Here is a 23365-nt window from a genome sequence, read left to right as displayed (position 1 = left end):
CGCCCGTGGACGTTTCATGCTGTCACGGCAGGTCTCCTGGCTCGCAGGTCATCGCCCTTGTCGGCCTTCCCGATACCTCGCGGCATCAGTGGCATTCATCGACGCAGGCTCGCTGCTTACAGTTGCGGGGGCAGCGCCGGCATTCCCGGAATCGGGGCACCGGCTTCCCTCTTAGCTCCGAAGCAAGAATCGCTACGGAGAACCATGACGTCTACATATAGATCGCCAATTGCATGTTCCGTCAATATTTAGGGTCTCAGAAAGATCGCGATTGTGTGGATGACGGCCCGCCATGCCTCGCAACAATGCCGTTTCCAGCCGTACATCAGATCGATCCAGTCCTGAATTCCTTCGCGCGAATTGTCCTTGGAAATGAAAACGATCAGCACCGCCAGCGAGGTCAGCACAGCGGCGGCCTCGGGCGATCGGATATGTCGGCCGCCCGGACCAGATCACGACCGCCACCCTTCCTGTCTCCACCGACATTCCGATCAGCCCGCAGAAATAAAGTTGACTCATGGCATCATGTTTTAATATCCAGCCATTGCAAACACTTGCCGGGTTGGTCGACTAACCCGGCGGCGACCGTACAGGGCGCAGGCAGACCTTCAAGATCGCCCTGACCGGACGCATCGGTGGATAATCCGGGATGTCAGACATGACCAGCCTGAACTGCGAAGCGCGACTGCGCCTGCCGAATCTGCCGAGCTACATCGGCCTCATCGTCGACCGGTTGCAGAGCTTCGATGCCGATGTCCGCCAGGAGGCGCAAAGGGTCGGCTTCCGCTTCGCCTTCGGGCGGGCTTCCTTTGACATGAAGCCGGGCCTTCTGGTCATGCGCGCCGAGGCGGACGACCGAGACGGGCTTGCCCGTATCAAGGACCTGCTCGCCACGGCCGTGCAGGTCTATGCCAAGGAAGACGGGCCGGAGATCATCTGGAGCGGCGATCTCGCAGGGGACACGCGGCTTGCGCAGTTTCGCGAGATGACAGTCGCCTCCGTCTGCGACCTGACACCGCATATGCGGCGGATCCGGCTCACGGGCGAAGACCTCCAGCGCTTCGGCAAGTTCGGCGGCATGCACGTTCGCGTCCTGTTTCCCACCAGGACGGTTCCGGATCCGATCTGGCCGACCCTCGGCAGCAACGGATTGCCCATTTGGCCGTCAGACGAGCGGCGACCGGCGGCGCGGGTCTACACCATCCGCGCGCTCGACATCGACGCCGGCTTCATGGACGTCGATTTCCTCGTCCATGAGGGCGAAAGCGTCGGCTCGGCGTGGGCGCTCCAGGCCAAACCGGGCCAGAAGGTCGGCATCATGGGGCCGGTCGGCCGCCCTGTGCGGCCGGCGGACTGGTATGTGCTCGGCGGCGACGAAACCGCCCTGCCCGCGATCGGGCGCCTGCTCGAAACCTTGCCCGCTTTCACGAAAGGCGTCGCTTTCATCGAAATCGCAGACCGAAACGAGCGGCAGGCGATCGGCAATGCCACACAGATCGAATTGCACTGGCTGGAGCGGAACGGCAAGGCGGCGGCTATGGACGGGCGATTGGCCGGCGAGGTGCTGTCCGTGCAATGGCCGCGAGACGGTTCCACATTCGGCTGGTTCGCAGCGGAAGCCACCCCTGCCAAAACCGTGCGCGACCATTGGCGCGGCGCAATGGGGCTCGGCCGAGACCAGACGCTCGCCGCCGCCTATTGGCGCCGCGGAGCGGCCGGACTGATGGCGGGCTGACGCTGGTCCGCATTGGGCAACGCCGACGAACTTCAAAAGCGCCTAAAACATGGACCTGAGCGAGAGCTACAAGGAAACAGCGGAGCTTTCGAAGATATCGGGTTGGACAATTACGTGATCTTCGACCGGAAGGCCCGGTAGCCGATGCGCCGTCAGATACCGAGGGCTCAGGGCACCCCTTGGAAGCCAAAAAATACAGCATTTCCAAGGGATTTAAGTGGTGGGTGTGCACAGGATCGAACTGTGGACCCGCTGATTAAGAGTCAGCTGCTCTACCAACTGAGCTACACACCCACACGGCCGGCGAAGCCAGCTTGGGCGGGCATATAGCCGCCGCGTTTCGGCATGTCCAGCCCTGTTCGGCCATTTCCCTGCAATTCCGCCGCAAAGTCTTCTCGCGGCTTTTTCGCTCGGCTGCAACCGCGCCGGAAATCATGCAAATAAGGTTCCCTCCGCCACCTTTACGGCCTGCCCGCCGATGCGGCCGGCGGTCAGCCTGCCGCCTTCGACTTCCAGTTCCAGCCGGATTCGGGACGGCCGCCCCATCTCCAGCCCCTGCTCGATCCAATAGCGCGAGGTGCCATCGCCCGGGCGATCGAACTGCATGACGGCGCCGGCGAAGGCGGCGGCGGCCGAACCCGTCGCCGGGTCCTCGTAAGAGGGACTGCCCGGCACGATCATGCGCGCATGGAAGGCGCTCGCGTGATCCACCGTCTCCCTGCAATAGATATAGGGGCTGGCAAAGGCCCATTCGCTCTTTCGCGGCGCGAGTTCGGACCATGCGGCATTGTCGAGGCGCGCCCTGCCGGCCGCCGCGAGATTGGCGACCGGAATGGCGACATAGGGCACGCCGGCCGAAAAGAACGAGACCCGGTGATTCTCGAAGCCGATCTCGTGCGGGCCGAGACCGAGCGCAGCACCGATCGCTTCCGGGTCGGCGGAAAGCTCCAGTTGCTCCGGCAGCTTCGCCAGGTCGAACTCGGCGAATGTCGCGCCCTGTCCGCGCCGCACGGCACAGCGAACGGGACCGATGTTCTCCTCCAGCACGAAGATGGCGTCGGAGCCGCCGTTCTCCTCCAGTTCCGCAAGCGCCACGGCCGAGCCGACCGTGGGGTGGCCCGCGAAGGGCATTTCGTAGTCCGGCGTGAAGATGCGGAGCCGCGCCCTGTGCCTGGAATCCTCAGGCGGCAGAACGAAGACCGATTCCGACAGGTTGAACTCGCGCGCGACAGCCTGCATCGCCTTGGTGTCGAGGCCCTCGCAGTCGAGCACGATCGCCAGCGGATTGCCGGCCAACGCGCGGTCGGTAAAGACGTCGTAGACGAGGTATCTGCGGTTCTTCATGGCTTGCCCCGTTGCGAACATGAGCGAAATTTAACTTGAATTCAGGACCATAAGGCCCGATGTGTCCAACCATAGGGACGTTCGACAGCATAGGGGTCCGCCTTGGACCAGATTGTCAATCGGCCGGACGCTGATTCCGCTCCGGCAATCGAGACGGCCCTCGGGCTCGACGGCAAGGGACAGAAGAAGCGCCGCCGGCGCGGCTGGTGGTATGTGCTCGCCGCGATCATGGTCGCGGCCGCTGCCGTGGTCGTCTATCAGTCCCGTTCCGGCTCCTCGCCCGCCGTCGACTACACGACGGCGCCCGCGACGGTCGGCGACCTGACCGTCGAAGTTTCGGCGACCGGAACGCTTCAGCCGCTCACCCAGGTCGACATCTCCAGCGAATTGTCTGGCGTGGTGCGGTCCGTCGCGGTGGATGAAAACCAACAGGTCAAGCAGGGCGACGTGCTGGCCAAGCTCGATACATCCAAGCTCGAAGCGCAGATCGAACGCGCCGAGGCCTCGTCCAAGGCCGCCGCGGCCGCCGTCGAAACCGCCCAGATCACGCTCAAGGAAAACGAGCAGGCGCTGGCGCGGGCCAGCGAACTGACGCGGAAGGGCATGGCGACCCAGCAGGCGCTGGAATCCGCAACCGCCGAGCGTGACCGCGCCAAGGCCTCGCTCGACAGCGCGCAAGCCAATCTCGCCATCGCCAATGCCGACCTCAAGACCCAGCAGGCCGACCTTGCCAAGAGCACCATCTACGCGCCGATCGACGGCATCGTGCTGACCCGCTCGGTCGATCCGGGCCAGACAGTCGCGTCTTCGCTGCAGGCGCCGGTGCTGTTCGTCATCGCTGCCGATCTTCGGAAGATGGAATTGAAGGCGGCCGTGGACGAGGCCGATATCGGCACCGTGAAACCCGGCCAGAAGGCCCGCTTCACCGTCGACGCCTTTCCCGAACGGCCGTTCGACGCGACGATCCGCGATATCGCCTATGCATCGGTGACCACCGACGGCGTCGTGACTTATGACGCCCGGCTGGATGTCGACAACGGGCAGATGCTGCTGCGGCCGGGCATGACGGCGACCGTCTCGATCGTGACGGAACAGGCGAACGGCGTGCTGACGGTTCCTTCCGCCGCGTTCCGCTACCGTCCCTCGCTGTCGCGCGACCGCGGCTTCAGCTTCTTCAGCATGTTCACCGGGCGCGGCGGCCGTGGCCGCTGGCGCGACGGGCAGCAGGAAAAACCCGCGGAAGGCTTCCGCACCCTTTATGTACTGGCGGACGGCCATCCGAAGCGCGTCGACGTCAAGATCGGCGCGAGCGACGGCGACCGCACGCAGGTGCTCTCCGGCCTCGAGGAGGGCGACAAGGTCATCACCGACTCCCGGCAGCGGAGCTGATCCGATGGCCGCGCTCATCACCTTCGACCGCGTCTGGAAGACCTACGGTCAGGGCGAGGCTCAGGTCCACGCCCTGGCGGGCGTCGATCTCGCCATTCGACAAGGCGAGTTCGTCGCCATCATGGGGCCGTCCGGCTCCGGCAAATCCACGTCGATGAACATCATCGGCTGCCTCGACACGCCGAGTGCCGGCACCTACAGCTTCATGGGCGTCGATGCCGGGCGGCTGGATCGCAACCGTCGCGCCATGCTGCGCAATCTCTATATCGGCTTCGTGTTCCAAGGCTATAATCTCCTGCCGCGCACGACGGCGGCCGAGAATGTCGAGCTTCCGCTGATCTATCGCGGCGTGGCGAGCGCCGAGCGTCGGGATCTCGCCATGCGCGCGCTGGCCGAAGTCGGCCTGACCGGGCGCGAGCATCATACGCCGGCAGAGCTTTCCGGCGGCCAGCAGCAGCGGGTGGCGATCGCGCGCGCCATCGTCACACGCCCTACCCTGCTGGTGGCCGACGAGCCGACAGGCAACCTCGACACGGCGCGCACGCATGAGATCATGGATCTGCTGACGCGCCTCAACCGGGAATTGGGCCTGACCGTCGTCATGGTCACGCATGAGGCCGACGTGGCCGAATACGCCCAGCGCACGATCCGATTCCTCGACGGTCATGTCGCGTCCGACATGATGAATGTCGAGGTGGCGTGATGATCTGGGAAACCGTCCGCCTGGCGCTCCGCTCCGTTCGCCGCAATGCGCTGCGCTCGTTCCTGACGCTGTTGGGCATCGTCATCGGGGTGGCCGCCGTCATCGCCATGCTGACCATCGGCGCCGGCACGACGGAGAAGGTGAAGACGGACATTGCCAAGCTCGGCTCCAACCTTCTGGTGGTGCGCGCCGGACGCCCGGCCGGGCGCGGCGGCCCCGGCGGGCCTGAACAGCAGGTGCGCAAGCTGGGGGACAAGGAACTGGCAGCGCTCAGGGCGCATCTCACCGGCGCGCGCGCGATCGCACCCGCCGCGCAAAAACAGGTGCGGGTCATCTACGGCACGCAGAACATCACCGCAGGCGTGACGGGCACCGACAGCGACTTTCTGACAGCGCGCGACTGGACGCTCGCCTCCGGCCGTCCGTTTTCGGATTCCGAAGTGCGGTCCGGCGCGGGCGTTTGCCTGATCGGCGAAACCGTGCGCCAGCAGTTCTTCGGCGACGGCGATCCGGACGGCGAGACCGTCCGCGTCAACCGCTCGTCCTGCAAGGTGATCGGCCTGCTCGCATCCAAGGGCTATACGGGCTTCGGGCAAGACCAGGACAATGTCGTGATGATGCCGCTCGCCGCCTATCAGCGCCGCATCGCCGGCAATCGCGACATCGACAATATCTACGTTTCCGCCGACGACAGCACGCCCACGACCGAACTGTTGCCGCGCGTGGAAAATATCCTGCGCGACGTGCGCAGGATTCCGATCGGCGGTGACGACGATTTCGATATCCGCGACATGACGCAGATCGCCGACACGATGGCCTCGGCGACCACGACGATGACCGGCATGCTGTCCGCCGTCGCGGCGGTGTCCCTGCTGGTCGGCGGCATCGGCATCATGAACATCATGCTGGTGTCGGTGACCGAACGCACCCGCGAGATCGGCATCCGCCTCGCGATAGGCGCGCATGAGAAGCACATCCTCATCCAGTTCCTGGTCGAGGCGACGGTGCTTTCGCTGCTCGGCGGCATCATCGGCATCCTGATCGGCCTGTCTTTGGCCGGCCTGGCGTCACTGACGCTGACGATCCCCTTCGCGCCCTCGCCCGCCGTCATCCTGCTCGCCGTCGGCTTTTCCGCCCTGATCGGCATGGTCTTCGGCTTCTTCCCGGCGCTGCGCGGCGCAAGGCTCGACCCGATCGACGCGCTCAGACACGAATAAACGTCCGCCACAGGGCCGCGACGAAATCAGCCCGTCATGCCGGGTTTGAAAAATGCCATTCGACGAGCGGCTTCATGTGCGGCGCGATATCGTCCGGCAGGTCGTTGGCGCTGTGGATGATGACCGGCCCGGCGATCTCCGGTTCCTCCTGGGTCGCCACGAAGGCGTTAATCCGGTTGATGAGCTGGTTCGCGTTCGCCTGCATCCGGTAACGGCGGAAGATGACCGTGCCGCTGCCGGTCGCCAGAAGATAGTGCCGCTGGCCGGGCTGGCTGTCGGCCTCGGCGAGGTCGATGCCGATTTCCTCCATGACCTCGCGGCGCATGTTATAGGCCACGTCCACCTGCCCGTCGCGGAAATCCTCCAGCTCGAAGGAACCGGCGGCGAAATAGACCCGCCCGGCATTGACCGTTTTCGGCCCCATGCGGATGGCGACCAGCGCGCCGTCGCCGGCGACCAGCATGGCGTGCGCGAAGGCATGGCCGGCGTTCGGCGTCAGGCGGTTGCGCCGCCAGTACATGAACGTCGCGTAGCGCACGATATGGCAGCGTCCCGTCAGGCGCCGGTCGCGATAGGAAAGCTCCGACAGGAGCGCCACCGCCCCGTCGAAGATATGCGGGTTGATCGCGGTTTCGTGCAGCCAGTTCTTGTCGATGGCCGGCAAATTGTCGCGTTCGAAAGGATGCGGGGCGGGATCCAGCCTCACATCGATCTCATCGACGGGCAGGATGACATTCTGGGGCAGGTCGAAGCTCATGCGTGACTTTCTTCAGGCGATATCGAGGGTGATGGCGACGGGACAGTGGTCCGAGGCCTTGGGCCGATCCCAGCCGACGCGCGGGAATCGTTCGACCTCCTGCCCTGCCGGAAACGGCGTGCGGTAGGGCTGCCCCTGACGCACGATATCGGGAACCGACTTCGCGTTTCGCCGTGCAAGCGCCGACGAAAGCAGGATGTAATCGAGCTGGCACAGATGGCGCTCCTGCGGCCCACGCGTATGGTAGAGGGTCCAGCGATCCATCTGCGGCCTCCGCTCGACAACGTTTTCACTGAACCCGTCTGCCAGGAGCACGTCCAGGCACGAAAGCGGTTCATCGACGACCTCGAACCGATACCCCGAATAGCCGTCGCCGTCGATGACCGCACGCTGACGATAGTCGTTGAAATCGCCGCAGATCGCCCAGCGCTTGTCTGCGGCATGATCCTTGCCGAACCGCTGCTCGATGATGCGGCGAACGGCTTTGGCCTCGGCGACCCGGACCGGCATGGTCGCTTCACGCCCGTTCAAGCCGTTGCGCGGAGGCCCCATCGACTTGAAATGGACGAGATAAAGCGTGAACGGCTTGCCACCGACCGTAAGGTCGACCTCGAGGCAATCGCGCCGGAAGATGCGTTCGGTCGGCTCATGGCCCGATGCCGCCAGTTCGGGGGTGAACAGGCCGAACTCCTCGAATGTCACATAGGCATGGCTTGTCATGCGCACAAACTCGATCGGCTGCCCGTCGGCCGTCTCGGCGCGCATCATCAGCGCCACGTCGATGCCCCGCGAATCGTTGCCGGAGGTGGTGTATTTCTGGCGGTAGCCCTCGCCGATCATCTTGAAGAGATAGCCGTATTCGAACGCCTTCAACGCCTCGATATTGTCGACCTCCTGCAGGCAGATGACATCCGCCCGGGCCGCAGCAATGGCCAGCGCCGTCAGTTGCCGCGTGTCGTCCGAATGGGCGATGGTGCGTGCCTGTTCGAGATAGCGGTATTCTGCCTCCGTCCGGATATCGAACAGGGCGAGCGTCCGGTCCTCGTTCAATTGATTGCGGAAACCGGAAAAGTCGAACCTGTTCATCAGGTTCTCGACGTTGAACGTGGCCAGACGAAGAGACATGATGGCGACCATTGCCCGCTCGGCGGCGTCAAGACAAGTCCGGAACGGCAAGATCATGCCGGTGCTCGTGCAACTTCTCCGTTCATCGCCCGTTCATTGTAGGAAACCCATGCTTGGCCTACGGGTCCAGGCTTGGGGTCAACCTTTGGAGTGTGCGATGAACAAGCTCTTTGCAAAACCTCTGCGATCCGGCCTGATTGCGGCGGGACTTATCGTCGGTCTGGCCACGCCTCTGATCGCGGGCCCAATGCCGCAGCCCGGTCCAATCGCTCCTGCGTCTGAAAACGCCCTGCTTCAGGTGCGCGACAGCACGGCCGGCGGCGGCACCAGCATGAACCAAATGATCTGGCGCCGTAACCACGGCAGCCATTGGCGCGGCAACCAACGGCATTGGCGTGGCGATCAGCGCCATTGGCGAGGAAACAGGCACCATTGGCGCGGGGATCGCTACTGGCGTTACCGGCACCATCGCAACCACTATCGCGGTTCGGGCCTTTATTTCGGCCTCGGAGTGGTGCCGGGCTATTATTACGGCACACGACACACTTATCGGTCGGGCTCGGCCCATGTCCGCTGGTGCTATAACCGCTACCGTTCGTATCGGGCGTGGGACAATACCTATCAGCCCTATCACGGCCCGCGCCGCCAGTGCCGCTCGCCGTACTAGGCCGCTAGAAACCGCGGACGGCGCCGCGCCCTGGCGCCGTTTCGTTCTGCCGGCATCTCATACGAATTCGACGCCGACCACGGACAACGTTCGCCAGCGCACCCTGGCGTGTCGCACCGTATCGCCGCCCCTGACGGTCAGGCCGAAGGCGGGTGGCACAGCCGATGTCTCGCCAAAGTTCAGTAGAGCGCCCTTATCGGACTCGTTGCGCACCACGCATTCCAGCGCACCATAGCCCTTGTTGAACGACAGGGTCGCACCCTTGAAAACGCGCCTGCGCGCGAAGGCGCGACGATCCTCCAACGGCTCGCTGCCCGTCCTGTCCGATATTTCGAGATCGTCATCCATGCCCGAACTCCCTTGCTCCGCTATGCCGGGAGCGAAAAGCGTGCCAGCGAAATTTGTGCCGGAATGAAACGAGCAGCGGCCGACCACGCTACCTGCTTGACGGCACCGTCTCCTGCAACGAACCGATCGTTCCGGGGCTTTTGACCTCAGGCGGCGGTTCCCAACCGAAAACGCTGCGGCCGCCGAACCGATGCGACCGGTCGAATTCGCCGGCGACGAATTCCTTCAGGCTCGGGCCGGTGGCATAGCGTTCCATGCGCCGCGTCTGGTCATCCAGCCGCGACAGGGCGGCAAGCTCTTCGGAGCGGCCCAGCTTTGCCTTGCATACGGCCGACTTCATGACGCCGATCGTTTCGTCGTAGACCTTGAGCGGCACCGGAAACGGATGCCGGTCCTTGCCGCCATGCGCCAGCGAAAATCGCGCCGGGTCGGCGAAGCGACAGGGCGCGCCGTGGACCACCTCGGCCACCATGGCCAGCGCCCGCACGGTCCGCGCGCCAACACCGGGCACCGTCAGCAGATCGGCATAATCCTGCGGCCCGCGGTCCGCGGCGGCAGCCAGGGCGCCATGCAGGCGACGCAGGACGACGTCTTCCTCGCGCACGTCGTGGCGGGCCGGCATGACCAGATGCGGTAGCGTCGGTTGCAGCGGCGGAGCATAGGCCCTGCGCCCTTCGGCCGCAGCGAATTCACGCGCCACGCCGCCCGGTCCGATCATTCGCAGGAGGTCGAGTTGCCCCTCGCGCGAACGGGCCGCGCGCCGGTCGGTCAGATTGACGATGTTGCCCTGCCCCTCGCCCTCGATGGCCGCATGCGGCTGGTCGACGAAGCTGGACAGCCCTTCCGAGAGCCAGTGATAGCGCCGCGCGGTCCGGCTGTCGCCGTTCATGCCCTGCTGCACCACGACCCAGCGACCATCGTCGGCGACGATGAAGCCGTGCAGGTAGAGATCGAAGCCGTCCTGAACGGCGGCGCTGTCCACCTTCGCCACAAGCCTGCTCGCCAGACCCAGCGCGTCTCCGTCGAGCCCGACGCGTTCGCCGACCGCGAGAAGCTCGCCCGGCGTCTTGCGCGAATGCGCGCCACGCCCGCCAGACATGGAGCCCGAGGTCCTTCGACATCGGGTTCAGGCCCCGCTTCAGCGCACCGACGACGCTGGTGGTGATGCCGGACGAATGCCAGTCCATGCCCATGACGCAGCCGAAGGACTGGAACCAGAACGGATGCGCGAGACGCCGCAACAGTTCGTCGCGACCATATTCCACGACGATCGCCTCGCAGATGACGGCGCCCAGCTTCGCCATGCGTTCGCCCAGCCACTTCGGCACCCGGCCGCCATGCAGCGGCAGGTCGGCGCTTCCGGCTCATTTCATTGCATAGTTCCCTATTTGTTCTTTTCTAGCATTTCGATGGCAGGAACGGAACCGTTGAAATGAAAAAGCGGCGGCGGACCTTTCGGTCCGTCGCCGCCAGCCTTGGGAGGCCATCGTTCGCCCGGGCTATTCGTCCGGGCCTGCATTTTCCGGCTGTAGATTACCGGAAACTCAGTTCTTGGCCTTGTCCACCAGCTTGTTCTTGGCGATCCACGGCATCATGCCGCGCAGCTTCTCGCCGACTTCCTCGATCTGATGCGAGTCGTTGCGGCGGCGGATGCCCTTGAAGCGGGCCATGCCGGACCGATATTCCTGCATCCATTCAGAGGTGAACTTGCCGGTCTGGATGTCGTCCAGAACGCGCTTCATCTCGGCCTTGGTCTCGGCGGTTATGATGCGCGGGCCGGACACGTACTCGCCCCACTCGGCCGTGTTCGAGATCGAGTAGTTCATGTTGGCGATGCCGCCCTCGTAGATCAGGTCGACGATCAGCTTCACCTCGTGCAGGCACTCGAAATAGGCCATTTCCGGCGCATAGCCGGCTTCCACCAGCGTTTCGAAGCCGGCGCGGATCAGTTCGACCAGGCCGCCGCACAGCACCACCTGCTCGCCGAACAGGTCGGTCTCGCACTCTTCCTTGAAGTTGGTCTCGATGATGCCGGAACGGCCGCCGCCGACGCCGCAGGCATAGGACAGGCCGAGATCGTGCGCGTTGCCGGAGGCGTCCTGGTGCACCGCGATCAGGCACGGCACGCCGCCGCCCTTCTGATATTCGCCGCGGACGGTGTGGCCGGGCCCCTTTGGCGCGATCATCAGCACGTCGACCGTCGACTTCGGCTCGATCAAGCCGAAATGCACGTTGAGACCGTGGGCGAAGGCGATCGCCGCGCCGTCACGGATATTGGGAGCGATCTCGTTCTTGTAGATATCGGCCTGAAGCTCGTCGGGCGTCGCCATCATCATCAGGTCGGCCCATTTCGCCACCTCGGCGACTGTCATCACCTTGAGCCCGTCGGCCTCGACCTTCTTGGCGGTCGCCGAACCCGGCTTCAGGCCGATGGCGATATCCTTGACGCCGGAATCCTTGAGGTTGAGCGCATGTGCCCGCCCCTGCGAGCCGTAGCCGATGACGGCCACCTTCTTGCCCTTGATGAGATTGAGATCGGCGTCGCGATCGTAATAGACACGCATGGTTCTTCCTTCCCGTGTTGATACGTGACCGTTATGGATTCTTCCTTGCCCCATAAAGAGCGAGAAACTGTTTTGTGGCGCGCGCGGCGTCGTCGGCGATGGCGGCTTCCGTGAGCCCCGGCCAGTCACCCAGCAGAAGCCGGATCTGGATATCGCGGCCAACCAGGCCGAAAAAGACGCGAAACGCGGTTTCCGTATCCTCGAAGGCCAGCAGGCCGACGCGTCTGCCGGCCTCCAGAACCGGCTTGAGGCGCTTGGCCATCGCAAATCGTCCGTTCTCCAGCACGATCGCGCCGAGATTGTCCTTGCCCGACCCCGCATGGCCGATGGCGACCCGGTTCAGCGCTATGGACGTGTCGCTGGAGATCACCTTCAGCCAGTCGCAGGCGTACCCTTCCAGGCTTTCGGTCAGCGAGGGCAGATCCAGCCGGGTCTGGTCGACCGGCGCAACGCGCACTTTCGACGCCTGCCAGCGCACCGTGGCCGTCAGGAGACCGTCGCGGTCGCCGAACCACTTATAGAGCGTTTCCTTGGAACAACTCGCACGGCGGGCAACGGAAGCCATGGTCAGGTGATCGCCTTCCTCGACCAGAAGGCGCAACACGGCGTCGAGGACGTCGCGCTGCCGCGGCGTCAATTCCTCGCCTGTTTCGGTCGTGCCACCCTGCTGCACTCGCGCCTCCCGGACGGTCGGTCAAACTCCGTACCGTACGTTACGGTTCTGTCCTTTATGGCATGCGACCGCATTGGGCAAGGGAGATTGTGCGTAAAGAAGGGCCGCTCCGCAGGCGATCCCGGCAGGCGCTCAAATCGCGACCTGGGTGCCGATCTCCACCACGCGCCCCGTCGGGATCTGGAAGTATTCCGTCGCGTCTGCGGCCGTGCGCGCCAGGCCGATGAACAGCTTGTCCTGCCACAGCGGCATCCCCGAATTGGGCGACGCCTTCAGCGAGCGCCGCGACAGGAAGAACGACGTGGTCATGATGTCGAACTTCCAGCCCTGCTTGCGGCAGATCGCCAGCGCGCGCGGGATGTTCGGCTGCTCCATATATCCGAACGTCAGCTTCACGCGCATGAACAGGTCGTTGATGTTCTCCATCTTCACCCGTTCGTTGTCCGGCACGATCGGCTGCGGCGCGGTCACCACGGACAGGATGACGTTCTGCTCATGCAGCACCTTGTAGTGCTTCAGGCTGTGCATCAGCGCGGTCGGCGCGCTGAGCGGATCGCTGGTCAGGAACACGGCAGTGCCGGGAACCAGCTTCGGTTTCTTCTTCAAAAGGTTCGCCGCCAGGAAATCGAGCGGAACCTCGTTGCGCCGTGTCTTGTCGAACAGGTAGCGGCTGCCCCTGATCCATGTCGCCATGATGAGGCCCATAACGCAGGCGACACTGATCGAAACCCAGCCGCCTTCCAGCACCTTGACCACGTTCGCCGAGAAGAAGCCGACGTCGATGACGGCGAACAGCACCGTCAGGGCAAGGGCGGGAGCGAGCGTCCAGTTCCACATGTAGCGCATGACGATGAACAGCAGGATCGTCGTCATCAGCATCTCGCCGGTCACGGAGATGCCGTAGGCGGATGCGAGCGAGCTTGAATCCTCGAACCCGACGACGAGGATCATGACCGCCAATGCGATCAGCAGGTTGACGCGCGGCATATAGATCTGGCCGGACTGCATCTCAGAGGTGTGCTGCACCTCGATACGCGGCAGGAGGTTGAGCTGGACCGCCTGGCGCGTGAGCGAGAAGGCGCCCGAGATCACGGCCTGGCTAGCGATGACGGTGGCGGCGGTGGCCAGGAGGACCATCGGCACGAGCGACCATTCCGGCAGCATCTGGAAGAACGGATTGTGCGGCTTGCCGCCGTTGGAGATGACGAAGGCGCCCTGCCCGAAATAGTTGAGCAGCAGGCACGGAAACACGATCGACAGCCAGGTGAGCACGATCGGCCGGCGGCCGAAATGGCCAAGGTCCACGTAGAGCGCTTCGGCGCCGGTCACCGCCAAGAAGACCGCGCCCACGGTGACGAACGCGCCCTCCGGCGTGTGGACCAGGTAGGCGAAAGCGTAATAGGGATTGACCGCGAGCAGGACCGACGGGTCGTCCATCAGGTGGTAGAGTCCGGACACGCCCAGGCACACGAACCATACCGCCATGACGGGGCCGAACACCGCCGCGACCTTACCGGTGCCGAAGCGCTGCACGGCGAACAGCATGGCCAGGATGACCAGCGTGATCGGCACAACGTAGGAATCGAAGGCAGGCGTCACCACCTCGAGACCTTCTACCGCCGACAGCACGGAAATGGCCGGCGTGATGACCGAATCGCCGAAGAACAGCGACGCGCCGCACAGGCCGATGACGAGGATCAGCTTCGAACCGGCAGGATAGGAACTGCGCGCCAGCGCCATCAGCGACAGCGTGCCGCCCTCGCCCTTGTTGTCGGCGCGCAGAACGAAAATGACGTATTTGATCGTGACGATGATCGTCAGCGCCCACACGATCAGCGACAAGACGCCCAGCACCTCGCCGCGGCCGACAACGCCGTCGGATGCGTGCAGGGCCTCGCGGAACGCGTAGATCGGGCTCGTGCCGATATCGCCGTAGACGACGCCCAGCGCGCCGAGCATCAGCACCTGCGTGCTGTGGCTTTCCGGCTCCTGGACCGACGACGGATCGACCTGCTCCGGTTCGGCATCGTTGTTGGCAAGTGCCATCGACGTTCTCTCCGTCAGAAGCCGGCGGAACCGGTCCGGGCAGCGTCTTCAAAGGATGAATGCAACGATGTGCCGAAGCGTTCGGCAGAGCGGGCCGATTCAGGCCGAAGCCTTTGACGCAAGGCGGATCGGACTGGCAGAGGGGTCAAGGCTGGCCTCGTCTTGCTCATGGGCGCGGTGCTGTACCCTCGCTGCAGCGCAATATCAAGTGTCGCAACGTCATGATGAGTGTCGCAGCGCGAGCATCACCAGCCGCATGCCTTCAGAAAACGCCCGACCGTCGTCGCCATGCCATACTCCAGCGCGTCCGCTGTCAACCCGTGCCCTATCGAGACCTCGGCAAGACGCGGCACGCGCCGCACCAGCGGCGGCAGATTGTCCACAACGAGGTCATGGCCGGCATTGACGTCCAGACCCGCCGCGAAGGCCGCGTCGGCGGCCTCGCCAAGCCGCGACAACTCGCCTTCGGCGCGCGCCGGGTCATCATGGCAGGCGCCGTACGGCCCCGTATAAAGCTCGATCCTGTCGGCGCCGAGGTCGCGCGCGGCCGCCATGCCGGAAGGGTCCGGGTCTGAAAAGAGGGACACGCGCAAACCGCCTTTCTTCAACCGCGCTACGATCGGCCCAAGGAACGCCGCCTGCGCGACAAAGTTCCACCCGTGGTCCGAAGTCGCCTGCGACGGGTCGTCGGGCACCAGCGTCACCTGTTCGGGCTGGTGTCTCTCGACGAGCGCGAGGAACTCCTCCGTGGGATAGCCCTCGATATTGAATTCCGCACCCGGAAACTCGTCGTCGATCAAGGCGCGGATCTCGGGAAGGTCGGAAAAGCGGACATGACGCTGGTCGGGCCTGGGATGCACGGTCAGCCCGTGCGCGCCGGCGGCGAGCGCGATCCTGCCCAGTCCGGTCACGCTCGGCCACGGCAGGTCGCGCCTGTTGCGCAGCATGGCGATGGCGTTGACGTTGACGGACAGCTTTGCGGGCATAGTCGATTTCCCGTTACGGGGTACGCGGTTCGGTGCGGGTGGGCATCTATAGCGGCTTCGCGGGGAACAGACAGCGGATTTATGTGTTCCAGAGCATCACCTGCAATCGGAGCCGCCGATGAATTTCCTGGAAGAAGTGCCTGCCGTTCGAAAGATCGAGACCGACCGGACAGACCTGCTCGCCGTCGATATCGTCGGGCACGTGACCGCCGCTGATGCTGAAAATCTCTTTGGCCTGCTGGAGGCGGCCTACGCCCTGCACCCCAGGATCGACGTCCTTGTGCGCCTGGTCGACCATGACGGTATCGATTGGCCGGAGATATCCGAGGCCACGCTCAAACAGGGCAAGGCGGACGCCCTGCAGCATATCGCTCGCTGCGCCTCGATCGGCGATCCCGACTGGACGACGAGCGCCCAGGGTTGGTTCGAGCCGACGCTCCCGGTCGAGATCAGGCATTTCGAAGCCGCCGATGAAGCTGCTGCGTGGCAATGGCTCAAGGCAAGGCCGGTTGGCGGATGACGCGCCCGCCAGACAACGCAACCGGACACGGCTTGACTTTCCGGCCGCAATCTTTATGTGTCCGCGCAAGTTTTCCGCGCACGGGCGTCCGCCCCGGGCTGCTGCGGCTAGAACTCCAGAAAATCAACGGATACGACCATGGCCAAAGCCGCGAATATCAAGATCAAGCTTCTTTCGACCGCCGATACCGGTTTCTTCTACGTGACGAGCAAGAACAGCCGCACCAAGACGGACAAGCTGTCCTTTCGCAAGTACGATCCGGTTGCGAAGAAGCATGTCGAATTCAAGGAAACCAAGATCAAGTAGATCTCGGTTTCCCGAACGGAAAATCGAAGCCGCCCTACGGGGCGGTTTTTTGTTGCGCGAGCGAAGCAGCCAGACACACGCTTCCCGGCCGGACACCTTTGCCCCGAAAAACTCTGTTTATCAGTCGGATGGAAGGGGGCCGGTCGGCAGTCTGACAGCGGTACGAGGAGGCCACTTGCGCCAGCGCCGACCGGCCGACCCCACGGACCCAGGAGATGCGGCGGACCTGAGCATCATGGGGTATCGTTCGAGCGCCACCGGCAGAATTCCCCGCGCCTGCAACCGCTCTTCAATGCCCGCACAGTCGCGCAAGCTCTTGAAAAAATCAATACTTTCTTAACCAAGCGACCGACTCGCTCGCATTAAGGTAAATTGCTAACCCTTTGAAGTTGCGGACGGCTGTCAGGCAGCCTTGGCCACCACCCGGTTGCGGCCGCCGTTCTTGGCCTCGTAGAGGGCCAGGTCCGCTCGCTTCATCATCGCCTCGACGGTGTCCTGTCCCTTGAGGATCGACGAAACGCCGATGCTGATGGTGACCTCGACGGCCTTTCCGTCACGGCCGATGGGGAACGGCATTGTCGCGATTTCGGCGCGGATGCGCTCGGCCACCCGTTCTGCGATGGCCCCGTCCGTATCGGGCATCACCACCACGAACTCCTCGCCGCCGAAACGGCAGGCAAGGTCGATGCCGCGCACGTTCCTGCGCAGCCGGCTGGCGAATTCGCGCAGCACGTCGTCGCCGCCGTCATGGCCATGCGTGTCGTTGATCGACTTGAAGCGGTCGAGATCCGTTATCATGACCGACAAGGGCCGGCGCCGCGTGACGGCACGGTCGAACAGCGTCTGGAGATGGCTGTCGAGGTAGCGGCGGTTATGCAGGCCGGTCAGCCCGTCGGTAACCGCCATCTCGATGGTCTGGGTGACGCTGGCGCGGAGCCTGTCGTTGTAGCGTTTGCGACGCACCTGGGTACGCAGCCGGGCCGTCAGCTCATGCTGGTCGATCGGGCGGATCAGGTAGTCGTTCACACCCAGTTCCAGCGCCCGGATGATGCGGCTGTCCTCCCCCTGCTCCGCCAGCAGGATAATCGGCAGGAAGCGCGTGCGATCCAGCGAGCGCAGTTGCGAGCACAGCCTCAGCGGGTCGAAATCGACGAAGCCGGTGGAGACCAGGATGCATTCATAGGCATTCTCGGCGGCCTGGAAAAAACCGGCATGCGGGTCCGCCGCGACATCGACTTCGGCGGCGCCCGCCAGCATCTTGACCACGCGGGCGGCGGACGAGGACCGCTCGTCGACCAGCAGAACCTTCGGCAGCCCGTCGGCTTCCGCCAGCGAACGGTTCAGCAGTTCTTCTATGCCGATGTTGCGCGTCGTGGACGCGCGCAGACGCAACTCGTCGGTCAGCGTCTTGAGACGGACAAGGCTCTTCACCCGCGTCATCAACTGGAGGTCGTTGACCGGCTTGGTCAGAAAATCGTCCGCGCCGGCCTCCAGCCCGCGAACGCGATCGGTCGTCTGGTCGAGCGCGGTAATCATCACCACAGGGATATGCGAGGTCGCGGGATCGCTCTTCAGGCGCCGGCAAACCTCGAATCCGTCCATGTCCGGCATCATCACGTCGAGAAGGACGACGTCGACCTTGCCGTTCTCGCAGGTCTCGATGGCCTCCGGTCCGTTCGTCGCCGTCAGCACCTCGAAATATTCGGCCAGCAGCCGGACTTCGAGAAGCTTCACATTGGCCGGAATGTCGTCGACGACGAGGATGCGTGCTGTCATGTCAGGCGTCGCCCAGATAGGATTTGATCGTCTCGATGAAGCGCGGCACCGAAATCGGCTTGGAAATGTAAGCTTCGCAGCCGCCCTGACGAATGCGCTCCTCGTCGCCCTTCATGGCGAAAGCCGTCACGGCAATGACCGGTATGACATGGAGGTCGTCGTCCTCCTTCAGCCATTTGGTCACTTCCAGGCCGGAAACTTCCGGAAGCTGGATGTCCATCAATATGAGGTCGGGCCTGTGCGTGCGCGCCAGATCAAGCGCTTCCAGCCCGTTGCGCGTGCGCACGGTCTCGTAACCGCTCGCCTCGATGAGGTCGCGGAAGAGCTTCATGTTGAGCTCGTTGTCCTCGACGATCATGACTTTCTTAGGCATCGATGTCCCGTCCCGGCAGCAAGTATCTCTTGAATGCCGTCATGCGTTTCCGTGAAGAAAGCGCATCAAACCCTGTTCAACTCTACACTGAGATCATTGACGAAACGGAAACCGGGCATGGAAAACATGACCTTTCTCCGTACACGGACAATCGGCGTGACCTTCCTCTCCGAAGCTTGCCCCCGCGGCAGGCAGCGGATAGGTGAAGAATCGCAGACTCAATCGCCGCATCCCGAAAGGTAGTGATGGCCAACGCATCGTCAATGCGCGAGCAGGCTGAAGCCGTTGCCGTTCGCGCGCTCGGCTTCATTGCCGCCGATCCGGACCTGCTGCCGCGCTTCCTGGCCATCACCGGTATCGAGGCGAGTGCCGTTCGCAGGGCCGCCGCCGAACCCGGCTTCCTGGCGGGCGTGTTGCAATTCGTCCTGGCGCACGAGCCGACGCTGATGCGTTTCTGCGAGGAAACCGCAACCCCACCAGCCGATGTCGGCCAGGCGATGAAAGCCCTTCCGCAGGGCGACGACAGCTACGACAGGTCCATATGAGCGACGATCCGGAAACATTGCGCCAAATCGCCGAACTGGCGTCCGATGACAGGCCGCTTCTGGTGCTCGACGTGGACGACGTGCTTCTGGAATTCATCCGGCCCTTCCCGAAATTCCTCGAAACAAAGGGCCTTGGCCTCACCCTGGCGTCCTTCAGATTGACCGGAAACGTCGCCGAGAAGGCGAGCGGGCGCGTTGTCGATCAGGATGAAGTCACCGCGCTGCTCGATGAGTTCTTCCACGGCCAGGCGGATTGGCAAAGCGTCACCGAAGGCGCGGCCGAGGCGCTGGCGTCGTTCCACGACCGAGTCGAAATCGTCCTGCTGACGGCGATGTTCCACCGGCATCGCGCCGCCCGCCGCGCGCATCTGGACGCGCTCGGCCTGACCTATCCGCTGCTGACCACCGAGATGGCGAAAGGCCCTGCGGTGGCGCGGTTGCGCGGCGGCAAGGGCCGGCCGGTGGCGTTCGTCGACGACCAGCCTAACAACCTGATGTCCGCCGCGCAGGCAGTACCCGAGGCGCACCTCTTCCATCTGATGGCGGACAATTCGCTGAGGGACTTCCTGCCGCCGCTGCCTGACGCCATCACGCCCGTGCATGACTGGCGCGAGGCCCGACCGAAAATCGCCGCAGCTCTCGGCGTCTGACGTTTAAGCCGGGCTTACAACGCGAGCCGCATCAGCGGCCTGCCAGCCTTGCGCTCCGCCACCCGTTCGAAGCCGGCCTTTTCGAAGACGCGCGAGGACCCGACGTACAGACCGACCGAACGCGAATCACGGGACAGATCCATCGGGCACGCTTCCAGAAAGCGCGCGCCGTTCTGCCGGGCGAAATCGATGCCGCTCGACACGAGCCGATGCGTCAACCCCCTGCCCCGCGCCTTGTTGCGGATGAAAAAGCACGAGATCGCCCAGACGGCAGGATCGGCGGCGTCCGCTGGATCGAGCGGCGCCGACCCGCGACCCGGATTGTTCCATTCGGGAATGTCGGCGCGCGGGCCGACCTGCATCCAGCCAATAGCCAGACCGTCCTCGAAGGCCAGCAGTCCGGGCGGCGGACCGGCTTCGATCCGCTCGCGGATCTGGTCCTTGTTGCGCTGTCGGTTGTTCTCGCGCCGTACCGACGGAGCATTCCGGTAATGCGTGCACCAGCAGCCGTAGCAGGCGCCCTGCCTGCCGAAAAGATCCTCGAAGGCCGGCCACAGCGCCGCCGTGACCGGTCGAATATCCGCTTCCATGCGCTCCTCCGGTCCCGCCGCCTTGCTGGCGATCCGCCGCTGGCTTAAGATGCCTTTCGTTCTCTTTATGTTCGCAGTGATGGCCGATACTGTCAACGACCCGGACCACGGCTTTTGCCGTGACTGCCTCACTTTGCAGGGCAGCACGACGCGGCGGTGCGAGCGCTGCGGAGGCCCTCGCATCGTGCGCCATCCCGAGCTCTATCGCCTGCATCTCGCCCATATAGACTGCGACGCCTTCTACGCAGCGGTGGAGAAACGCGACAATCCTGCGCTGCGCGACAGGCCGGTCATCATCGGCGGCGGCAAGCGCGGCGTCGTGTCGACCGCCTGCTACATCGCCCGTATCCAGGGCGTGCGCTCGGCCATGCCGATGTTCAAGGCGCTGGAGGCCTGCCCGGAAGCTGTCGTCATCAAGCCGGACATGGAAAAATACGTCCGCGTCGGCCGCGAAATCCGCGGCATGATGCAGGCGCTCACCCCGCTGGTCGAGCCGATCTCCATCGACGAGGCCTTTCTCGACCTCGCCGGCACGCAGAAGCTGCACGGCCTTGCGCCGGCGCTGGTGCTGGCGCGGTTCGCGCGCGAGGTGGAAAAGGAGATCGGCATCACCGTCTCTGCCGGTCTCTCCTACTGCAAGTTCCTCGCCAAGATCGCGTCCGATTTTCGCAAGCCGCGCGGCTTCTCCGTGATCGGCGAAGCCGAAGCGAAGGATTTCCTGGGCGTTCAACCGGTCTCGCTGATCTGGGGCGTCGGCAAGTCGTTCGCCACCACGCTGGAGCAGGACGGCATCCGCACCATCGGGCAATTGCAGACAATGGATCGCAGCGACCTGCTGCGCCGTTACGGAGCCATGGGCGACCGGCTCCATCGTCTCTCGCTCGGGCAGGACGAGCGCCAGGTGCATCCGGACCGCGACGCCAAGAGCGTGTCGGCCGAAACCACCTTCGACAGCGACCTTGCCAGCCTCGACGACCTCGTGCCGGTGCTGCGCGCGCTGTCGGAAAAAGTCTCGGCCCGTCTCAAGCGCGCCGGCATCGCGGGGCGCACGGTAGTGTTGAAGCTGAAATCCGCCGATTTCAGGATCCGCACCCGCAACCGCCAGCTCGGCGACCCCACCCGCCTCGCCGATCGCATCTTCTCGACCGGCCTCGAACTGCTGCGGCGGGAGGCCGACGGCACGAGATACCGCCTTCTCGGCATCGGCGTCAGCGACCTGTCCGACGACGGCAAGGCCGACCCGCCGGACCTCGTCGACGTGCAGGCACGCAAGCGCGCCATGGCCGAAGGCGCGATCGATACCCTGCGCGACAAGTTCGGCGGCAAGGCCGTGCAAACCGGCTACACGTTCGGCAAGGGCCATCGCGGACGTCCGGCCCGCCTGGACGAGGACGACGACCGGGAGGGAGTGCGGCACCCGTGGGAGAGGATCTAGATTTCGCGGGCAGTCGTTTAGGGCGCCGGCCACGACGACACTATAGAGCCAAAACTACATCCGCGTCAGATCGATCCTGCTGGTCACGACGCTCTTGCCGGTTCTGGGATCGACGTCCGTGGTGGTCAGCGTCATTCCGTCCGTGCCGTTTTTCTGGACGGTCATGATCGCCTTGCGGTCGCCGTTCACAGGCTTGGCCCAGGTGATGCCGAGGTTGATCATGCTTCCTTCGCGCACCCCCTTCAGGCCCGCCGGGCCTGTTGCCGACCCGGTGTAGGAGCCTGAATAGGTCGCGCCGTCGGCCTTCAGGCTGGCGCTGAAGTGCCGTGTGAACACCAGGAGGCCACGACAATCGCCGTCGAGCAGAAGGGAGTTGGCCGAAGTCGTGGACTTGAATTTGCAGGAGACATGAATGGTCGGCGACGTGACGCGAATCTTCACCGCGCCTTTTCCCGCCCAACTGCCTTCCAGTGACCGGAGAAAACCAGTTTCGTCGGCATTGGCATGCGCCAGCCCCGCCATCAGGCAGGCTGCCGCAACCGTCATCCTTGCCATCTTCCTCAACCCCGTCTCCTGTCCTGCGAATCCAATCTCCCGGCGATAGTGAGCGTTATGCACCGAACACGGTTCCTTTTGTGACGTCTCTTCCCTCTCTTCGTGAACAACGGCTGGCCCACCCAAAGAATGATCCTAGCGATTGTTGGCGGGCGCAACCTCTGCCAGATAGCCTCCCATGACCGCGCAACCCTCGCTCCTCAAGGCCGCCTTCTGGATGGCGCTGTCGATCGCGTCGTTCCTTACCATGTCGGTGGCGGGACGCGAGACGACGAGCGTGCTCAACGTGTTCCAGGTCCTGGAACTGCGGTCCGTCATCGGCTGGTTCATCATCCTTCCGGTCGTGATGGCCAGCGGCGGCTTCACCGCAATGCGGTCCAGCCGGATGAAGCTGCATGTGGCGCGCAACGTCGTCCACTATGTCGGGCAAGGCGCGTGGCTCTACGCGCTGACGCTCATTCCGCTGGCGGAGCTGATCTCGGTCGAGTTCACCACGCCCATCTGGACGGCGATCCTCGCGGTATCCTTCCTCGGCGAGCGGATGACCAGGGCACGCATCGCCTCCATCGTGCTCGGGCTGATCGGCGTGATCGTCATCGTCAGGCCGAGCGCCGGCTCGGTCAATCCCGGCCATTTGATGGTGCTGGGCGCAGCCGTGTGCTTCGGCATCTCCATGGTCATGGTCAAGTCGCTGACCCGCACGGAAAGCACGATCCGCATCATCTTCTGGATGCTGATCGTCCAGTCGGCGCTCGGCCTCGTCCCGGCGCTCTACGAATGGCGCAATCCGCCGCTCGACCTGTGGCCGTGGATCGTCGTGATCGCCTTCACCGGCATGTCGTCGCATCTGTGCCTGGCGCGAGCGCTTGTCTATGCGGAGGCGACCCTGATCGCGCCGATGGACTTTTTGCGGGTGCCGCTTTCCGCGCTGATCGGCTGGCTGCTCTACAGCGAACAAATCGACATCTACGTCGCCGTCGGCGCCGCGCTGATCCTCGCCGGCAACATGCTGAACCTCAAGCGAAAGGCCCCGAAGCCTGAGGAAATCGCCGCCGCCTGAG

Annotated in this window: 24 protein-coding genes, 1 tRNA gene, 1 pseudogene and 1 riboswitch; of the genes and pseudogenes, 12 read left to right on the top strand and 14 right to left on the bottom strand. The window is 64.1% G+C overall.

Annotated elements, in window-relative coordinates:
• Positions 1 to 9 precede the first annotated feature (9 nt).
• A riboswitch (cobalamin riboswitch) is annotated at positions 10 to 222 on the bottom strand.
• A 436-nt stretch (positions 223 to 658) separates the two neighbouring features.
• Entirely contained in the window at positions 659 to 1735 is a 1077-nt protein-coding gene (locus ABMA46_RS12680) for a DUF2218 domain-containing protein (protein WP_348999807.1), read from the top strand.
• A 218-nt stretch (positions 1736 to 1953) separates the two neighbouring features.
• Here the strand turns inward: ABMA46_RS12680 and ABMA46_RS12675 are convergent.
• Together ABMA46_RS12675 and ABMA46_RS12670 are read right to left on the bottom strand one after the other, a co-directional pair.
• A tRNA-Lys gene (locus ABMA46_RS12675) sits at positions 1954 to 2029 on the bottom strand.
• 138 nt (positions 2030 to 2167) lie between these two features.
• Positions 2168 to 3079, bottom strand: coding sequence for a PhzF family phenazine biosynthesis protein (locus ABMA46_RS12670; protein WP_348999805.1), 912 nt, complete (start codon positions 3077 to 3079; stop codon positions 2168 to 2170).
• A 102-nt stretch (positions 3080 to 3181) separates the two neighbouring features.
• Between ABMA46_RS12670 and ABMA46_RS12665 the strand changes: the two genes are divergently transcribed.
• Genes ABMA46_RS12665 through ABMA46_RS12655 form a run of 3 tightly spaced genes read left to right on the top strand, consistent with a single transcriptional unit; the run spans position 3182 to position 6388 of the window.
• Positions 3182 to 4468 (top strand): efflux RND transporter periplasmic adaptor subunit, encoded by a 1287-nt coding sequence (locus ABMA46_RS12665; RefSeq protein ID WP_348999804.1) that lies wholly within the window; start codon positions 3182 to 3184, stop codon positions 4466 to 4468.
• Positions 4469 to 4472: 4 nt separating this feature from the next.
• Positions 4473 to 5171: an ABC transporter ATP-binding protein gene (locus ABMA46_RS12660; protein ID WP_348999803.1), complete on the top strand. Its 699-nt coding sequence runs from the start codon at positions 4473 to 4475 to the stop codon at positions 5169 to 5171.
• A complete protein-coding gene (locus tag ABMA46_RS12655; protein WP_348999802.1) occupies positions 5171 to 6388 on the top strand; it encodes an ABC transporter permease in 1218 nt (405 codons plus the stop codon). The genes ABMA46_RS12660 and ABMA46_RS12655 overlap by 1 nt, the downstream gene beginning before the upstream one ends.
• Positions 6389 to 6422: 34 nt before the next feature.
• Here ABMA46_RS12655 and ABMA46_RS12650 read toward each other — a convergent pair whose 3' ends face one another.
• Together ABMA46_RS12650 and ABMA46_RS12645 are read right to left on the bottom strand one after the other, a co-directional pair.
• Positions 6423 to 7145 (bottom strand): hypothetical protein, encoded by a 723-nt coding sequence (locus tag ABMA46_RS12650; RefSeq protein WP_348999800.1) that lies wholly within the window; start codon positions 7143 to 7145, stop codon positions 6423 to 6425.
• Positions 7146 to 7157: 12 nt separating this feature from the next.
• Positions 7158 to 8270, bottom strand: a complete 1113-nt coding sequence (locus tag ABMA46_RS12645) for an endonuclease/exonuclease/phosphatase family protein (protein ID WP_349000140.1) — start codon at positions 8268 to 8270, stop codon at positions 7158 to 7160.
• Between the two features lie 157 nt (positions 8271 to 8427).
• Here ABMA46_RS12645 and ABMA46_RS12640 point away from each other — a divergent pair, with 157 nt between their 5' ends.
• Entirely contained in the window at positions 8428 to 8937 is a 510-nt protein-coding gene (locus ABMA46_RS12640; RefSeq protein ID WP_348999799.1) for a BA14K family protein, read from the top strand.
• A 57-nt stretch (positions 8938 to 8994) separates the two neighbouring features.
• Here ABMA46_RS12640 and ABMA46_RS12635 read toward each other — a convergent pair whose 3' ends face one another.
• Entirely contained in the window at positions 8995 to 9285 is a 291-nt protein-coding gene (locus ABMA46_RS12635; RefSeq protein WP_348999798.1) for a PilZ domain-containing protein, read from the bottom strand.
• 88 nt (positions 9286 to 9373) lie between these two features.
• Positions 9374 to 10601: pseudogene (locus tag ABMA46_RS12630) on the bottom strand (DUF763 domain-containing protein).
• Here ABMA46_RS12630 and ABMA46_RS12625 point away from each other — a divergent pair.
• Positions 10509 to 10721, top strand: coding sequence for a hypothetical protein (locus tag ABMA46_RS12625; RefSeq protein ID WP_349000165.1), 213 nt, complete (start codon positions 10509 to 10511; stop codon positions 10719 to 10721). The pseudogene ABMA46_RS12630 and the gene ABMA46_RS12625 overlap by 93 nt on opposite strands.
• 108 nt (positions 10722 to 10829) lie before the next feature.
• On the opposite strand, the gene ilvC is transcribed toward ABMA46_RS12625, so the two are convergent.
• From ilvC to ABMA46_RS12605, 4 genes are all read right to left on the bottom strand, one after another.
• Positions 10830 to 11849 (bottom strand): ketol-acid reductoisomerase, encoded by a 1020-nt coding sequence (ilvC, locus tag ABMA46_RS12620; RefSeq protein ID WP_348999796.1) that lies wholly within the window; start codon positions 11847 to 11849, stop codon positions 10830 to 10832.
• A 31-nt stretch (positions 11850 to 11880) separates the two neighbouring features.
• Positions 11881 to 12522 (bottom strand): TetR/AcrR family transcriptional regulator, encoded by a 642-nt coding sequence (locus ABMA46_RS12615; protein WP_348999794.1) that lies wholly within the window; start codon positions 12520 to 12522, stop codon positions 11881 to 11883.
• A 132-nt stretch (positions 12523 to 12654) separates the two neighbouring features.
• Complete coding sequence (locus ABMA46_RS12610) at positions 12655 to 14568, bottom strand: potassium transporter Kup (protein WP_348999793.1); 1914 nt, start codon at positions 14566 to 14568, stop codon at positions 12655 to 12657.
• Positions 14569 to 14813: 245 nt separating this feature from the next.
• Positions 14814 to 15554, bottom strand: a complete 741-nt coding sequence (locus tag ABMA46_RS12605; protein ID WP_348999791.1) for a pyridoxine 5'-phosphate synthase — start codon at positions 15552 to 15554, stop codon at positions 14814 to 14816.
• Between the two features lie 118 nt (positions 15555 to 15672).
• On the opposite strand from ABMA46_RS12605, the gene ABMA46_RS12600 reads away from it, so the two are divergent.
• The gene (locus ABMA46_RS12600) at positions 15673 to 16074 is read left to right on the top strand and encodes a SpoIIAA family protein (protein WP_348999789.1); all 402 of its coding nucleotides are present in this window, start codon (positions 15673 to 15675) and stop codon (positions 16072 to 16074) included.
• Between the two features lie 138 nt (positions 16075 to 16212).
• Positions 16213 to 16380, top strand: a complete 168-nt coding sequence (gene rpmG, locus ABMA46_RS12595) for a 50S ribosomal protein L33 (protein WP_006201775.1) — start codon at positions 16213 to 16215, stop codon at positions 16378 to 16380.
• Between the two features lie 402 nt (positions 16381 to 16782).
• On the opposite strand, the gene ABMA46_RS12590 is transcribed toward rpmG, so the two are convergent.
• Both ABMA46_RS12590 and ABMA46_RS12585 read right to left on the bottom strand, forming a co-directional pair.
• On the bottom strand, positions 16783 to 18156 hold the full coding sequence (locus ABMA46_RS12590) for a PleD family two-component system response regulator (RefSeq protein ID WP_348999787.1): 1374 nt from the start codon (positions 18154 to 18156) through the stop codon (positions 16783 to 16785).
• Position 18157: 1 nt separating this feature from the next.
• Entirely contained in the window at positions 18158 to 18514 is a 357-nt protein-coding gene (locus tag ABMA46_RS12585; RefSeq protein ID WP_082549853.1) for a response regulator, read from the bottom strand.
• Positions 18515 to 18774: 260 nt separating this feature from the next.
• Here ABMA46_RS12585 and ABMA46_RS12580 point away from each other — a divergent pair, with 260 nt between their 5' ends.
• Positions 18775 to 19074: a DUF3572 domain-containing protein gene (locus ABMA46_RS12580; RefSeq protein ID WP_348999786.1), complete on the top strand. Its 300-nt coding sequence runs from the start codon at positions 18775 to 18777 to the stop codon at positions 19072 to 19074.
• Positions 19071 to 19724 (top strand): hypothetical protein, encoded by a 654-nt coding sequence (locus tag ABMA46_RS12575; RefSeq protein ID WP_348999784.1) that lies wholly within the window; start codon positions 19071 to 19073, stop codon positions 19722 to 19724. The genes ABMA46_RS12580 and ABMA46_RS12575 overlap by 4 nt, the downstream gene beginning before the upstream one ends.
• 14 nt (positions 19725 to 19738) lie before the next feature.
• On the opposite strand, the gene ABMA46_RS12570 is transcribed toward ABMA46_RS12575, so the two are convergent.
• Entirely contained in the window at positions 19739 to 20314 is a 576-nt protein-coding gene (locus tag ABMA46_RS12570) for a GNAT family N-acetyltransferase (RefSeq protein ID WP_348999782.1), read from the bottom strand.
• A gap of 67 nt (positions 20315 to 20381) precedes the next feature.
• On the opposite strand from ABMA46_RS12570, the gene ABMA46_RS12565 reads away from it, so the two are divergent.
• Positions 20382 to 21749 carry a DNA polymerase IV gene (locus tag ABMA46_RS12565; RefSeq protein ID WP_349000139.1) on the top strand — a complete coding sequence of 456 codons (1368 nt, stop codon included), beginning with the start codon at positions 20382 to 20384 and terminating at the stop codon, positions 21747 to 21749.
• Positions 21750 to 21803: 54 nt separating this feature from the next.
• On the opposite strand, the gene ABMA46_RS12560 is transcribed toward ABMA46_RS12565, so the two are convergent.
• Positions 21804 to 22271 (bottom strand): hypothetical protein, encoded by a 468-nt coding sequence (locus tag ABMA46_RS12560; protein ID WP_348999780.1) that lies wholly within the window; start codon positions 22269 to 22271, stop codon positions 21804 to 21806.
• Between the two features lie 211 nt (positions 22272 to 22482).
• Between ABMA46_RS12560 and ABMA46_RS12555 the strand changes: the two genes are divergently transcribed.
• Complete coding sequence (locus tag ABMA46_RS12555) at positions 22483 to 23364, top strand: DMT family transporter (RefSeq protein WP_348999778.1); 882 nt, start codon at positions 22483 to 22485, stop codon at positions 23362 to 23364.
• Position 23365: the final 1 nt, after the last annotated feature.

Source organism: Mesorhizobium hunchu (assembly GCF_040081975.1).
Lineage (GTDB): Bacteria > Pseudomonadota > Alphaproteobacteria > Rhizobiales > Rhizobiaceae > Mesorhizobium > Mesorhizobium hunchu.
This window is presented reverse-complemented; position numbering and strand designations above follow the sequence as displayed.

What these genes read in the sequence shown, in the direction of transcription:
- ABMA46_RS12680 (WP_348999807.1), top strand. Translation starts at nt 659, where the DNA reads ATGACCAGCCTGAACTGCGAAGCGCGACTGCGCCTGCCGAATCTGCCG.
- ABMA46_RS12670 (WP_348999805.1), bottom strand. Translation starts at nt 3,079, where the DNA reads ATGAAGAACCGCAGATACCTCGTCTACGACGTCTTTACCGACCGCGCG.
- ABMA46_RS12660 (WP_348999803.1), top strand. Translation starts at nt 4,473, where the DNA reads ATGGCCGCGCTCATCACCTTCGACCGCGTCTGGAAGACCTACGGTCAG.
- ABMA46_RS12655 (WP_348999802.1), top strand. Translation starts at nt 5,171, where the DNA reads ATGATCTGGGAAACCGTCCGCCTGGCGCTCCGCTCCGTTCGCCGCAAT.
- ABMA46_RS12650 (WP_348999800.1), bottom strand. Translation starts at nt 7,145, where the DNA reads ATGAGCTTCGACCTGCCCCAGAATGTCATCCTGCCCGTCGATGAGATC.
- ABMA46_RS12645 (WP_349000140.1), bottom strand. Translation starts at nt 8,270, where the DNA reads ATGTCTCTTCGTCTGGCCACGTTCAACGTCGAGAACCTGATGAACAGG.
- ABMA46_RS12640 (WP_348999799.1), top strand. Translation starts at nt 8,428, where the DNA reads ATGAACAAGCTCTTTGCAAAACCTCTGCGATCCGGCCTGATTGCGGCG.
- ABMA46_RS12635 (WP_348999798.1), bottom strand. Translation starts at nt 9,285, where the DNA reads ATGGATGACGATCTCGAAATATCGGACAGGACGGGCAGCGAGCCGTTG.
- ABMA46_RS12625 (WP_349000165.1), top strand. Translation starts at nt 10,509, where the DNA reads ATGCGCGAGACGCCGCAACAGTTCGTCGCGACCATATTCCACGACGAT.
- ilvC (WP_348999796.1), bottom strand. Translation starts at nt 11,849, where the DNA reads ATGCGTGTCTATTACGATCGCGACGCCGATCTCAATCTCATCAAGGGC.
- ABMA46_RS12610 (WP_348999793.1), bottom strand. Translation starts at nt 14,568, where the DNA reads ATGGCACTTGCCAACAACGATGCCGAACCGGAGCAGGTCGATCCGTCG.
- ABMA46_RS12605 (WP_348999791.1), bottom strand. Translation starts at nt 15,554, where the DNA reads ATGCCCGCAAAGCTGTCCGTCAACGTCAACGCCATCGCCATGCTGCGC.
- ABMA46_RS12600 (WP_348999789.1), top strand. Translation starts at nt 15,673, where the DNA reads ATGAATTTCCTGGAAGAAGTGCCTGCCGTTCGAAAGATCGAGACCGAC.
- rpmG (WP_006201775.1), top strand. Translation starts at nt 16,213, where the DNA reads ATGGCCAAAGCCGCGAATATCAAGATCAAGCTTCTTTCGACCGCCGAT.
- ABMA46_RS12590 (WP_348999787.1), bottom strand. Translation starts at nt 18,156, where the DNA reads ATGACAGCACGCATCCTCGTCGTCGACGACATTCCGGCCAATGTGAAG.
- ABMA46_RS12585 (WP_082549853.1), bottom strand. Translation starts at nt 18,514, where the DNA reads ATGATCGTCGAGGACAACGAGCTCAACATGAAGCTCTTCCGCGACCTC.
- ABMA46_RS12580 (WP_348999786.1), top strand. Translation starts at nt 18,775, where the DNA reads ATGGCCAACGCATCGTCAATGCGCGAGCAGGCTGAAGCCGTTGCCGTT.
- ABMA46_RS12575 (WP_348999784.1), top strand. Translation starts at nt 19,071, where the DNA reads ATGAGCGACGATCCGGAAACATTGCGCCAAATCGCCGAACTGGCGTCC.
- ABMA46_RS12570 (WP_348999782.1), bottom strand. Translation starts at nt 20,314, where the DNA reads ATGGAAGCGGATATTCGACCGGTCACGGCGGCGCTGTGGCCGGCCTTC.
- ABMA46_RS12565 (WP_349000139.1), top strand. Translation starts at nt 20,382, where the DNA reads ATGTTCGCAGTGATGGCCGATACTGTCAACGACCCGGACCACGGCTTT.
- ABMA46_RS12560 (WP_348999780.1), bottom strand. Translation starts at nt 22,271, where the DNA reads ATGGCGGGGCTGGCGCATGCCAATGCCGACGAAACTGGTTTTCTCCGG.
- ABMA46_RS12555 (WP_348999778.1), top strand. Translation starts at nt 22,483, where the DNA reads ATGACCGCGCAACCCTCGCTCCTCAAGGCCGCCTTCTGGATGGCGCTG.